The following is a 12,474-nucleotide window of genomic DNA, read 5'->3' as shown; positions in this document are numbered from 1 at the left end:
GACGTGCCCGAGGCGTACGCGCCCTGGCAGACGCTGTACCGCTGGTTTCGGCGGTGGCAGCGTGACGGCACCTGGGCGAAGATCCTGGCCGGGCTGCAGGCCGCGGCGGATGCCGCCGGGAAGATCGACTGGCGGGTGAGCGTCGATTCCACGGTCAGCCGCGCCCACCAGCACGCGGCGGGCGCCCGCCGCGACGGTCATCTGCAGAAGGAACCGCCGGGCGGCGTGCAGACCGAGCCCGCCGATCACGCTCTGGGACGGTCCCGGGGCGGGTTCACCACCAAGACGCACCTGGCCTGTGAGCAGGGCCGCAAGACCCTCACGGCAGTGGTTACCGCTGGTCAGCGTGGCGACAGCCCGCAGTTCATCACGGTCCTCGAACGGATCAAGGTGTATCGGGTCGGTGGCGGCCGGCCACGGACCCGTCCTGACCTGGTCCTGGCGGACAAGGCCTACACCAGCCGCGGCAACCGGGGCTACGCCCGCCGCCGCAAGATCAGAGTATGCATCCCGAGCAAGGCCGACCAGGACGCCCACCGCAAGGCCAAGGGATCCAAAGGCGGCCGGCCACCCGCCTTCGACCCGCAGGAATACCAGCTACGTCACGCCGTCGAGTGCGGCATCAACCAGCTCAAGCAGAACCGTGCCATGGCCACCAGGTACGACAAGCTCGCCGTCCGCTACGAAGCCACCGTCACGATCGCCGCCATCAACCAATGGCTCCGCGCCTTATGAAACGCGGCCTAGGCCGATCGGTGCCGCCGCGACGTTCTCCCACGCTGTCGCGGCTTGTCTGCCGCATCGGGAGGTTGTCGTCGGCTGACCACCGCGGCATAGGTGGTCCAGTCTCCCGCCGAGGTGCGTTGCCAAGCGGCGGCGACGCTGATGTGGATGCCGAGCATCCGGGCGAGGATGGCGGCGGGGAGTTCGGTGGCGAGCTCGAACAGCGCGGTGGAGCGGGATTGTGCCGGGCTGGGGTCGAGGTCGCGCAGCCGTTTGGTGAGTTGGAAAGCGCTGATGGGCCGGCCGGGCTGGCCGCCGGGGAACAGCCATCGGCTGCTGCCCGGGGCGCCGATGACGGCGTGTCCGCGGCGAGTGCTGGCCAGGTCGCGGACGAGGCCGGCGAGCGGTTCGGGCAGGATGACCGGTTCACGGCCCAGGCGCAGTCGGGCGCTGTCCAGAGTGATCTGGAGGTGGTCGAGGGTAAGCCGGCTGATCGCGGCGCGGTCACCCACAACGCCGGATGCTCCGCGCAGCCGAACCGGGGCCGGATGTTGTCCACGTAGTCGGCGACCGCCTCCACCACTCAGCCCATCACCGATGGCACGTTGCGCTGCCGCAGCGGCTGCCCACGCCCCGCCTTGCCGTAGCGGACGTGCAGCATGCCGTACCGGCCGAACTCCGGCGCCGCCGGATTGCGGCCCCAGTCGGCCACATCCAGCTTCGACGTCTCCGTGCGGCGCAGCCCCCGCGCGTAGACGACCTTGAACATGTCAGCGCGGATCTCTCACCGGGTGTCAGTGGATGAGCGGCCCGGCTACAGCGACCCGACCACCTTGGTCCAGGGTTCGGTGAGGCCGTCGAACTGCTCTTTCGTCAGCAGGTGGCAGCAGCAGACCCCCGCGGCGGCGTACCCGGCGTGGCAGTTCGGGTTGCCTGGGGTTTCCGACAGGTCGTCGCGCTCTTCGAGGACATGCCGAGCCGTGTACCAGGCCCGCTGTTCCCGGCTGCCCGCCCGGTAGATGGTCGCGACCTTCACGCCGGGGTCGGCGCCGGCCTGCCAGCACTCCATGTCGTCGCGGTCCGCGACGGGTGCAGGGCTGATGCCGGTTCGGCGTGTCGCTGATAAAGATCGAACGCGGGTTAGTCACAGGTATGTGTGATCGCACCCGGAACTTGCTAAAGGCCGAGTTGGACCGGCTGGTCTGGCGTCCCCGCAGTGAGAAGCGCTGTCAAGGGTGTTGTGAGGTCGCGGGGCGAGAACAGCTCAGGTCCCGAATAACCAGCGATCTCCGAGAGCTGCCACCACCGGAACGCGGCCAGGTTCTCCTCCGCAGCGAGTTGGTCGTCTGTCAGCTCGCCGCGGGGCTGGAAGTGGTTCGCGCGGATGAGGAAGTAGTCATTGATCATGCCGTCGAAGCCCGGCGCATGTTCGGCGGCCACGATTTCCTGGCGCCAGACGTGCGGTGGATCGGCGGTGATCGCCAGACCAGTCTCCTCACGCAGTTCACGGCGCAAAGCCGTCAGCCGGTCCTCACCGGGTTCGATGCCGCCGCCTGGGGCCGCCCAAACGGCCTCCGCCTGTTCTGGCACCGCCGGATGAGGAAAGACGAACCGGCAGAGCAGGATCCGGTCGTCCTCATCAAGGATGATCGCGCGGACGGAGCGGCGCAGGTTCGGCGTCATGGCATGTCGGACGCGGCGGCCAGGCGGATGATGATCGGCACCGCCGCAGGCTACCAACCGCCCGCTTGCCCTACCTCAGTCAGCTGCGATCGTTGGCTGCGCGTTCCAGACCAGCCATTTCTCGGCAACGGCGGCCTCAAGGTCGATTCGTTGGTGCCTGGCGAGCAGCAGCACCTGACAAAGCACGTCGGCGACCTCGGCGCGGAAGTCGTCGTCCGGCTCAGCCGCCGAACGGCCTTTGTCCCGCGCCGTCGTCATCAAGAACGCCTGCGTCAGCTCAGCACCGAGTACCGGACCCCTGCTCAATCAGCTCGGTGCCGTCGACTCGAAGTACTCGCGCAGTTTGTCCGCATAGGGCAAGCGCTGCGCGGCTGGAGCGAAGTCCTGCTCCGGGTGGGTGAAGTAGAGGTCGTCGCCGGCGTACCGCGGAAAAACATGCATGTGGTAGTGCCAGCGGTCTTGGTTGCCGGCGGGCTCGTTGTGCTGGCGTAGAGAGGTTCCGTCGCAGCCGTAGGTCTGCCGGATGGCGATCGCGACCTCACGTGCCAGGTCGTGGATCGCGTGGCCGTAGCGCGGTGGCAGGTCGTACAGGTTCTCGTAGTGAGCGTTCGGGACGACCATCACCTGGCCGTGGTTCTTCGGCCACCATCGGGGCGAGACGAACGCGGTGGCCAGCTGGTCGCGCCTCACGACGTCGTGCTGCTTTCGGTGTTCGTCTTCGCCACCCGCTACCAATCGGCAGAAGGGGCACACGTAGTCAGCCGGCGCGTGATTGAACAAGGCACTCCTGACGGTCCACGGTGAATAGGAGGCGGAGCGGCCCCACTGTAGCTTCCGGACGGCGGTGTCAGTCGCGGACAGCTGACCTCCGTCAACGGCGGCGCATCGAAGGAAGCCGAGCGCTCACGGAGGTCGTCGGTCAGCTGCTTGCCGAGGCGGCCTCGGCTAGCCGTAGCGGCCGGTAGCCGTCGGTGTCAAGTTGGGCGAGTTCGCCGTCGGTGTCGACGGAGTGGGTGCCGTAGAAGTGCACGTTCTCGTGGTGGGTGGGCCAGATGTGCGCGAGGACCTCGTCGTCGATGTCGCGGCCGGTCCGGCGCAGGGCGGCCACGCCGAGACCGTGGTACTCCGTGGACCAGCAGACGATCGCGTTGGTGGCCAGGGTCAGGCACCACATCTGTTCGGTCTGCGACTCCGCTACCAAACCCTGGACCTTCTACGTCTGCTGAGAGCAGAGTGAGTCGAACAACCGGGTCGTGCCTCCGGAGAGGTGGCACGACCCGGCCGCCGAGGCACGCGTGCCGCAGGGCTTCGGGCAATGTAGCGCTTGAGGCGATCGACCAACAGCGTCCGCCGACATAATCTGCCACTGAACCCGAGGCAAGTCGCGGCGATGCTGGCGGCGGAGCGGAACGTGTCAAGGGATTGAGGCCAGTGGGAGTTAAGCGACCAGCGGTTGCGGCTCAGTTTGCTGGTCGGGTTTGTTGATCCAGACCTGGTCGGGTAAGTCGAGGATCTTGGGCGCGAGGCGGTGGGTGCTGAACCGTTCGGGGTGCGCCGCGCGGGCGGTGGCCAGGGTCTGCTCGCGTGCTGCGCGGACCGTGTGGTGGCGGCCGTGGTGGACCTCGGCCGGGGTGTGCAGTCCGATGCCGGCGTGGCGGTGTGCGTGGTTGTACCAGGCCACGAAGTCGGTCATGAACACCCGGGCGTGGGCGAGGGACGCGAACCGGTGCGGGAACACCGGTGCGTACTTCAGCGTCTTGAACCACGCCTCGCTAAAGGGATTGTCGTTGCTGACCTTCGGCCGGGAGTGTGACCGGGTCACGCCCAGGTCCTCGAGCAGATCGGCCACAGATTTCGAGGTCATCGAGGTGCCGCGGTCGGCGTGGACCACGTGTGGCACGCCGTGGGTGTCGAACACCTGGCGCATCATGTCTTCGGCCAGGGGTCCGGACTCGCGGGAGTGCACCCGCACGCCGACGATGTAGCGGGAGTAGACGTCGATCATCACGTAGGCGTCGTAGTACACGCCCCGGGCGGGTCCGGCGAGTTTGGTGATGTCCCACGAGTAGACCTGCCCCGGTCCGGTGGCCACCAACTCCGGGCGGGTCCGGGGACGGTGGCGGGCCTGCCTGCGGCGTTCACGGACCTGGCGGTGCTCTCGCAGGATCCGGTACATCGTGGCGATCGACCCCACGTATACGCCCTGGTCCAGCAACGCCGCGTACACCTGCCACGGGGCGGCGTCGACGAACTCGGGGCTGTCGAGGACCTGCAACACCTGCGTCCGTTCGACCGCGGACAGGGCGTTGGCCGGCGCCCGCCGCACCGGGCGCAGCGGTGTCGGCCGCCTTCGGTCCCGGTCGGCGCTGGCGCGGGCGATACCGGTCACCCGGGCCGCAGCACGTGTCGAGGTCCCGCCGGCGGTCAACGCCCGGTAGGCGTCCATCAGGACCGTCCGCGCTTGAAGACGTCCGGCACGTCCGGCTCGCTCCTGGAGATGTCCTCCAAGAGCTCGCGTGCTGATCCGAAAATGAACCGTGGGTGGGCAGGCGTCAGCATCCCGGCGGAGCCGGGATGAATCATGATGCTGGTTGGTCAGGCGGCGGGTAGCAGGGTGACGGTGTAGCCGAGGGCTTCGAGTTGGCGGACGTGGTTGCGTTTGCGGCGTTCGGGGTTGACACGGGTGTCGTAGAAGTCTGATCCGAGGTCGGTGAATCGGGTCGTCGGGTCGTTCAGCAGGTGCCAGACGATGGTCAGGATGGATCGGCCGACGGCGACGATGGCCCGTCGGTTACCGCGGCGTCTGGCGATGCGTCGGTAACGTTCGCCGAGGAATGTGTCGGTCTTACCCGCGGCGACGGCCGCCTCGCCCAAAACTCGGGCCAGGTAGGGGTTGCCGTGGCCGGTGAAGCCGGTGCCCTTGCTCTTGCCGGCGGATTCCTTGACCCCGGGGGCGAACCGCGCCCATGAGGCGAGGTGGGCCGGGGTCGGGAACCTGCTCATGTCGACGCCGACCTCGGCGATGATCACGTGAGCAGTGGCCGGGCCGACACCGGGGATCTCGTCCAGGCGCCGTCCGGCCTCGCCGAACGGGGCGATGTGTTGTTCGATGCGCCGGTCCACGTCGGCGATATCCTCGGTGATCGCGTCGACGCGGGCCAGCATCTTGGCCAGTAGGAAAGCGTGGTGGTCGGTGAACCGCCCGATGAACGCCTCTTCCAGCTGTGTGATCTTCGTGCGCAGGCGGCTGCGGGCCATCTGCGACAGGACCTTCGGGTCACGCTGCCCGGCGATCATCGCAGCCATCATGTCCCGACCGGAGTGCCCGAAGATGTCGCTGGCTACCACGCTCAGCTTGATCTGCGCGTCTTCCAGCAGTTTCTCGACCCGGCTGCGTTCCGCGGTACGCGCGCCGATCAGATCGACCCGATAGCGGGTCAGGTCCCGCAACTCACGGATAGGCGCCGGAGGCACGAAACTCGGCCGGATCATCTGCCGCTCAGCGACCTTGCACAGCCAGACCGCGTCCAGCCGATCCGTCTTGGGCCGCCCGGGTAGATGCTTGACATCCCTGGCATTGACCAGCCACGGGTCGAACCCGGCCGCTTCGAGGAGATAGAACGCCGGCTTCCAGTAATCCGAGGTCGCCTCCATGACGACCCTGGTGACCCCCAACGCCCGGAGCCGGTCGGCCATCGTCAGTAGCGACCGGGTCATCGTGGAGTAGGTCGACACCTCCTGCCGGCGACGGCCTCCCGGTCCTTGGCCGGGCAGCCGCACGCAACACACCAACTCCGCCTTGCCGATATCCAGCGCCGCGACTCGCTCGATGATCTCCTCATTGTCCTGACTCGACTCCAACACCTGCTCCTCCCACCCGCGATCCACAGGTGGCCGCCCGCAGGAGCTGCTGGAGACGAAAGCGAAGCTGATCCGCGTGCTCGAAGCAACATTGAAGGGCCCATGGCGCAGCTCCCCACACCCGACTTTTCCACGGCCTCAAAGACCAAGCGCGCACGGCGTCGGCGGGCGACCGCACCCATTTTCAGCCCGGAACGGGCCCGCCCAAAGGGCAGCGAAGAACTTTTCCCATGATCTCCAGAGCCGTCTCGGTCCGGGCGAGCCTGGAGCGGGTCACCTCCAACTCCCGCTTCAACGCCGCGATCTCCGCCTGGTCCGCGCTCGGCCGCCCGACCGACTCCCCGGGCGCCTTGCCCTGCAGCAGACCCGCGTCACGGGCCCGGCGCCACTCACTCATCAACGACGAGTACAACCCCTGCTCACGCAGGAACGCCCCGCCCTCACCAGCGGCCACGGCCTGCTCGTAACGCGACAGCAGGTCCAGCTTCTGCGCCGGCGTGAACGCCCGGCGTGCCCGCGGCCCGTCCGAACGCGGACCTCGCTTACGACTCATGGCCCCATCATCCTGGGCCAACCCGACACCAGCAGAAACACTCACCGTCAATCGATCCTGATCTCGCCCTGTCAGCGGGACTTGCTACGAGCCGCTGGCCTCAACTCACCCTGGCAGACAGGGCTATCGCCGCGACTGTCGACGGGAGAACGGGGACCGCCGGCCCGCCAATCCAGTTGCTTGGATGGTCCTGAGGCATGCTGACCAACAGCACCCTGCCCTTGCAGTCGACCTGTTCGACAGCGACAGCGAGTGGATCCTCACACAGCGCTTGGGAATAGGTTGGTCTGCCGCGCACTCGCCACCTGTAGGTGACCCCGTCAACCGTGATGAGCCGAGAGCCCTTCTTGACCAACGCCATGACGACTCTCCTCGGCGTCAGATGCCCGTGCCCGTAGCGTGCCCGATGCAACGGCCAGTATGGGGCAGCGAGAGACGCCCGCCCGGCGAGGCGGACACGCTGCGTGCCGCATGGCCTCAAAATGTCGCTAAGTAGCGTGTAGATCAACCCGATTCCCAAGCTGACAGTCGCCGGTCACGGCAGAGCCAACGATCGGTACATACTGTTCAATATGCGTCTGCCGAACTTCCGGCGTAGTCGGTTCCCAGGTGACCGATCAGCGATCGCCATGCACACCGTCATCCGAGGCGAACTTCCGGCGCTCGTCGTTGCCCGGTCTGACGATGACCTGTGGCTCGTTGGCGACGGCATCAACGAGCCGGACTCCGCCGAGATTATGGATCTTGTCCATCTGGCTCATCTTGTGGAGCTTGACCGGACGCTTCTCGAACTCGCTGACCTTGAGCGCGCACAGCAGGCCGATCGGGAGACCCTCGGCTCTCCTTGGGTCCGCAGCCCATTCCAGTGGCTTGATGAAGAGGAGTGAGGTCTTGCAAGCGCAGTAGGCAAGAGCCGGAACAGGCGCGGAATGATCAAGGTCTCGCTTCCCAGCGCCCGACCTGTTCTGCCTGGTCGATCCAACGGCCCGCAGCTTGCCGCTGAACCCTTCCTAATACGTTGCTCATGACCCGCCCGCATGCCCCGAACTGGCTGGCGACGCCCGCTGAGGCCGAAAGAATAAGAACGGCTCCTCACCGAATCCGAGGGGCAATCGGGACCAGCGAGCCGAGTCACGAGCCCGGGCAGACAGTCAACCTGACTCAGGGCGAAAGTCGCTACGGCGGCCAGGAGGAAGTTGCGCCCCTTTGAGGGTTGATCCGTCGGTGAGGGCGGCGGTCAGGTCGGTGTGGATCTTGCCGGCGGTGCGATCCGGCCCTGGCCGTCGTCTTGTCCTGGGTGGTTGTTGATTCGTAGGTCCCAGCCTGGAAGGTCGTCGTCGTTGAGCACGAGGGTGGGGTTGAACCAGTTCGCGGCAGGGCGTCCGACGCGTTCCCATTGGTCGAGCCAGGTCCGCAGCGCAGCCAGGGAGGAGGAGTCCGAGCTGTCGGCGATGATGGTGGAGTCGGTGAGGATCATGGCGGCTGAAGTTTCGGTGGTGTGGCCGATGCCGCGGATGCCGTCGCGTAGAGCGGCGATGCTGCGGTGGTGGCCGCCGGCGATGACGGAGTAGGCCGTCCATGACTGCCAATCCAACGGCACCCGGGCGTAGGTCTCACTGTGACCGGGGTGTAGCAGCAGGTTGAGGGTCGCGCGGGCGCCGCTACGCTGCCGGTCGTCGCGGTCGCGCCAGCCGATGGATATCCACGCCGGCTCGGGCTGCTGGAGGATGCAGTCGACCCAGCGGGCGGGGATGGTCAGTGCGTCGTCGACGGGGACGGCGGTGCTCTGGGCGTATCCACCGAAGGTGATCGCCTCGACGTGCGGTCGCCCTGCCGTCAGGGTGATGGTGGCGATGAGGGTGGTGGACGGCTGCGCGGTGATGGGCAGGCAGGCCACGATCCGGCCGTCGGGGGTGAGCTGATCCACCCACGCTCGGGGGAGCCGTGGGGGTACCTATTGACCGGGACTTTTCCGATCAACTCCGGCGTGCCGCTGTGTTGGACGATGGAACGGCGACTACCTCTGCATTCATGGAGTTCGAACAGCAAGACCGACGGGCCGTCGAGACGATCCGCCTGCCGTTGTGGGGCCGCGTGGTGCCAGCAGACGGCGTCACACCATGGGTGTTGGTCGACGGTCTCGGTCGTCCCGTGGAGGCAGTTGAGATCTTCCTTCGCGATCTCATGGCCCGCGGACGGTCGGCGGGTACTGCGCGCAGCTACGCCTTGGCGCTGCTGCGATGGTGGCGCTTCCTCGTCGCGGTCGACGTCTCCTGGGAACGGGCCACCTCAGCTGAGGTCCGAGACTTGGTCCTCTGGCTGACGCATGCCGTGAAGCCCGTCGCCGCGCGTCGAACGGCTTCTCGGCCTACGGCGGGGCGGATTAACCCGGTCACCCGGAAGTCGCACCTGGGCGACGGCTACGGCCCGGCAACCATCCGGCACAGCAATGCGGTTCTGCGGGCGTTTTACGAGTTCTGGCTGGAACGCGGTAGTGGTCCGCTGATCAATCCGGTTCCCGTCGAACGTTCGCGTGGCGGGCGTGCGAACCGGCACCACAACCCGATAACGCCCTTTCAGACCGAAGGGAGGCTTCGCTACAACCCTCGCCTGCCGAAACGCCGACCGCGCTGCATGCCCGATGATCTCTGGAATGCGCTGTTCGCGCAGATGAGCTGCAACCGGGACCGGGCTGCCGTCGAGTTGGCGGTCAGCACCGGCGCCCGTGCGGCGGAGCTTCTAGGAATGCGTGGCGCGGACATCGACTGGGGTGACCAACTGGTTCGCGTGATCCGTAAGGGCACCAGGGCACAGCAATGGTTGCCCGCCGGCCCGGACGCCTTCATCTGGCTACGCCTCTATTTCAACGACATCGGCCGCATCGTCGGCCCCAACGAACCGGTCTGGCAGACCGTCAACCTGCGCAATGGCGTCCACGCGCCGTTGACTTACGACGCCCTGCGCGCGGTGTTCCGCCGGGTGAACGTGCGGCTGGGCACCAACTGGACGATGCACGACTTGAGGCACACCTGCGCGATTCGGCTGCTTCGCGATGAGCGGCTCACGCTACGCGACGTGCAGACCATCCTCGGGCACGCGAATCTGTCGAGTACGCAGATCTATCTTGAGCAGATCGATGAAGAGCTGTTCGCTCGCGTTCGGGATCACTTTGCACGGCGCAGCGCGGACCAAGCCCTGCCGCCGGTGCCGGTGGCGAGCGGTTACAACGCTGCCGATCTTGCGGTACTCCTCGGCGGCCTGCGGTGACCATGACCGTGATGGCCCCGGTAGAGGACGCCGTCGTTGCACCCCAACAAGTCTGCCGGCCGCGCGAGCAGAAGCTCAGTGGGCTCGATGCGGTCGCCATCGCGCCGGTGCTCGGCGCTCTGCCCGGGCTCGCGACGTGGCCGGCGGCAAAGAGGGATTGCCGGCGCTTGAGCTTGAACACGGAGCGGATGCTGGACTGGATCCAGCCGCTGACAGGGGACGGCTGGCAGGCCCGATGGCAGCGCGCCGAGGACTTGCACGGGTCGATGTGGCGGGAGTGGCCCGTGGAGACGTCCGGGACCGTGCGCGGGGAACTGACTCGTGGACTGGGCTGCCTGATCAAGGTTCGCCTGGTCAAACCCAGCTACGCCTTCCTTACTACGTACAACCCCAATTCGCTGTTCCGCGAGATGAGAACTGAGGTCAGCGCGGACCTCTTCGCGCGCGCCGAGGCTCTCGCCCGCGCCCGAGGTGTCACCGAGGAGCAGGTCAGGAAAGCGCTGAACGCGCTTACCGCGATGATCATCCATCTCGGGGTCGAGCTGAATGAGCTGACAATTGCCGACATGCTGTCCTTCCAGGAGGCGGCGAGCCGTCGTCCCCGAGAACGCACTGTCGACGGCTGCCACGCCGCGTGGCAGATGCTGGTCGACCTCGGCGTATTCCCTTCGGGCACGACCCTGCGGGCGGCGATGCTGCCTGGTCAGCTGACGAGCGCCCAACTGGTCGACCAACATCAGATCAAGAATGAACGCGTCCGCGTGCTGCTGATCCGCTACCTCGACGGGCGGCGGCCCGGCCTGGACTACACCACGTTCAGCGGTATGGCACGGATGCTGGCTGGCCAGTTCTGGGCGGACATCGAAGGGCACCATCCCGACTTAGCCACCACCAATCTGCCCACCGACGTCGCGCAGTCGTGGAAGGACCGAGTCCGCGCCCCGGTCCCGGGCCGCGAGAACCGCCGCCGTTGGGACGTCTTCATGATCGTGCGGGCCTTCTACCTCGACATCGCCGAGTGGGCACTGGCCGACCCCTCGTGGGCGGAATGGGTGTTCCCCAGCCCGGTACGCAGGATCGACATCGAGGGGTCGACCCGCAGAGGTAAGGCAACAGCCGCGGCGATCCACCAACGTATCCGCGAGCGGCTTCCCCACCTGCAACGACTGGTCGACACTGCAGAGCAATGGAAACGCGACCGTGCCGCTCTGCTCGAAGCGGCATCCCGGACAGCGATCGGCGCGACGTTCCGGTGCGCCGACGTCAGCTACCGGCGGATCAACCGTGACGTCACCCGGGCGCACGGACGCCGCCGGTCCCACCTGTTCGTCGAAGACCTCAGCGACGGCAACCTGATCAACGCCACCGTCGCCGAGGACGAGGCGTTCTGGGCCTGGGCAGTCATCGAGACACTCCGGCATACCGGGATCCGGATCGAGGAGATGCTGGAGCTGACCCAACTCGCGATCGTGTCATATCGACTCGCTGATACCGGAGAATTGGTTCCACTACTGCAGATCGTGCCGTCCAAGAGCAACGAGGAACGACTACTCCTCGTGACCCCTGAGCTGGCCAGCGTGCTTGCCACGATCATCGGCAGGATCCGCGACCCTGACGGCGCCGTCCCACTGGTGGCCCGATTCGACGGCTACGAACGTGTCACCGGCCCCGAGCTGCCACATCTCTTCCAGCACCGTGATGGGTTCCGGCATCGCAACGGCTGGCGGCCCGATGTGCTGCACCCCGAACTGGTCCGTCACCTGCTCATCAATACCCTCGCGCGCTCCGGCATCACCGATGCGGCCGGCCAGCCGCTGCACTACACCCCGCACGACTTCCGGCGCATGTTCGCCACCGAAGCCGTTACCGGCGGACTGCCCATCCACATCGCCGCGAAGCTCCTCGGCCACGCCGATGTCGGAACCACCCAGTCATACACGGCCGTCTACCAGAACGATCTCATCCGAACCTACCGGGCCTTCGTAGACCGGCGTCGAGCAATGCGCCCCAGCCGCGAGTACCGAGAGCCGTCGGAGGCTGAGTGGACCGAGTTCCAGCAGCACTTCCACCTGCGCAAGGTTGAGCTCGGCAACTGCGGCCGGCCGTACGGCACGCCGTGCGCCCACGAACACGCCTGCGTTCGCTGCCCTATGCTTCGCGTCGATCCCCAACAGCGGCATCGCCTTACCGGAATCATCCGCAATCTCGCCGACCGAATCAGAGAAGCGAAGACCAACGGGTGGCATGGCGATGTCGAGGGCCTCACCGTCAGCCTCAACGCAGCTGAGAACAAGCTAGTCAGCCTCGATCGAGTCGCCCAGAGACCTTCAGGACCTACGGCTCTCGGGATTCCCTCACTGCGGAACAAGGGGTAACACATGCTTGCG

At 66.7% G+C, this 12,474-nt stretch carries 14 protein-coding genes and 1 pseudogene; 4 read left to right on the top strand and 11 right to left on the bottom strand.

The features are described from left to right. Positions 1-735: IS5 family transposase (locus tag AB0C02_RS31065; RefSeq protein WP_357552690.1), on the top strand; the 735-nt coding region annotated here is incomplete at its 5' end. Positions 736-743: 8 nt separating this feature from the next. On the opposite strand, the gene AB0C02_RS31060 is transcribed toward AB0C02_RS31065, so the two are convergent. From AB0C02_RS31060 to AB0C02_RS31015, 10 genes and pseudogenes are all read right to left on the bottom strand, one after another. Next, the gene (locus AB0C02_RS31060; protein ID WP_357552689.1) at positions 744-1,235 is read right to left on the bottom strand and encodes a hypothetical protein; all 492 of its coding nucleotides are present in this window, start codon (positions 1,233-1,235) and stop codon (positions 744-746) included. Between the two features lie 71 nt (positions 1,236-1,306). Next, on the bottom strand, positions 1,307-1,492 hold the full coding sequence (locus tag AB0C02_RS31055; protein ID WP_357552688.1) for a hypothetical protein: 186 nt from the start codon (positions 1,490-1,492) through the stop codon (positions 1,307-1,309). A 45-nt stretch (positions 1,493-1,537) separates the two neighbouring features. Next, a complete protein-coding gene (locus tag AB0C02_RS31050) occupies positions 1,538-1,792 on the bottom strand; it encodes a hypothetical protein (protein WP_357552687.1) in 255 nt (84 codons plus the stop codon). A 107-nt stretch (positions 1,793-1,899) separates the two neighbouring features. Then, positions 1,900-2,406 carry an NUDIX domain-containing protein gene (locus AB0C02_RS31045; RefSeq protein ID WP_357552686.1) on the bottom strand — a complete coding sequence of 169 codons (507 nt, stop codon included), beginning with the start codon at positions 2,404-2,406 and terminating at the stop codon, positions 1,900-1,902. A 75-nt stretch (positions 2,407-2,481) separates the two neighbouring features. Beyond that, entirely contained in the window at positions 2,482-2,664 is a 183-nt protein-coding gene (locus AB0C02_RS31040; protein ID WP_357552685.1) for a hypothetical protein, read from the bottom strand. A 48-nt stretch (positions 2,665-2,712) separates the two neighbouring features. Further along, a complete protein-coding gene (locus tag AB0C02_RS31035) occupies positions 2,713-3,096 on the bottom strand; it encodes an HIT family protein (protein WP_357552684.1) in 384 nt (127 codons plus the stop codon). A 229-nt stretch (positions 3,097-3,325) separates the two neighbouring features. Further along, positions 3,326-3,598: pseudogene (locus AB0C02_RS31030) on the bottom strand (Tn3 family transposase); the annotation flags it as partial. Between the two features lie 246 nt (positions 3,599-3,844). Beyond that, positions 3,845-4,852 (bottom strand): IS3 family transposase, encoded by a 1,008-nt coding sequence (locus AB0C02_RS31025; RefSeq protein ID WP_357552683.1) that lies wholly within the window; start codon positions 4,850-4,852, stop codon positions 3,845-3,847. 149 nt (positions 4,853-5,001) lie between these two features. Then, complete coding sequence (locus AB0C02_RS31020; protein WP_357552682.1) at positions 5,002-6,270, bottom strand: IS110 family transposase; 1,269 nt, start codon at positions 6,268-6,270, stop codon at positions 5,002-5,004. 181 nt (positions 6,271-6,451) lie between these two features. Beyond that, positions 6,452-6,820: a hypothetical protein gene (locus AB0C02_RS31015; protein WP_357552681.1), complete on the bottom strand. Its 369-nt coding sequence runs from the start codon at positions 6,818-6,820 to the stop codon at positions 6,452-6,454. Positions 6,821-7,392: 572 nt separating this feature from the next. Here AB0C02_RS31015 and AB0C02_RS31010 point away from each other — a divergent pair. Further along, a complete protein-coding gene (locus AB0C02_RS31010) occupies positions 7,393-7,707 on the top strand; it encodes a hypothetical protein (RefSeq protein ID WP_357552680.1) in 315 nt (104 codons plus the stop codon). A gap of 350 nt (positions 7,708-8,057) precedes the next feature. On the opposite strand, the gene AB0C02_RS31005 is transcribed toward AB0C02_RS31010, so the two are convergent. Beyond that, the gene (locus AB0C02_RS31005) at positions 8,058-8,747 is read right to left on the bottom strand and encodes a hypothetical protein (RefSeq protein ID WP_357552679.1); all 690 of its coding nucleotides are present in this window, start codon (positions 8,745-8,747) and stop codon (positions 8,058-8,060) included. Positions 8,748-8,851: 104 nt separating this feature from the next. On the opposite strand from AB0C02_RS31005, the gene AB0C02_RS31000 reads away from it, so the two are divergent. Then, entirely contained in the window at positions 8,852-10,087 is a 1,236-nt protein-coding gene (locus tag AB0C02_RS31000) for a tyrosine-type recombinase/integrase (RefSeq protein ID WP_357552678.1), read from the top strand. Positions 10,088-10,089: 2 nt separating this feature from the next. After that, a complete protein-coding gene (locus AB0C02_RS30995; protein WP_357552691.1) occupies positions 10,090-12,462 on the top strand; it encodes a site-specific integrase in 2,373 nt (790 codons plus the stop codon). Positions 12,463-12,474 lie beyond the last annotated feature (12 nt).

Origin of the sequence: Micromonospora sp. NPDC048999 (genome assembly GCF_040649295.1) — a bacterium.
Classification (GTDB): Bacteria; Actinomycetota; Actinomycetes; order Mycobacteriales; family Micromonosporaceae; genus Micromonospora.
Note: the sequence above shows the minus strand (reverse complement) of the source record. Positions and strands in the feature narration are given on the sequence as shown.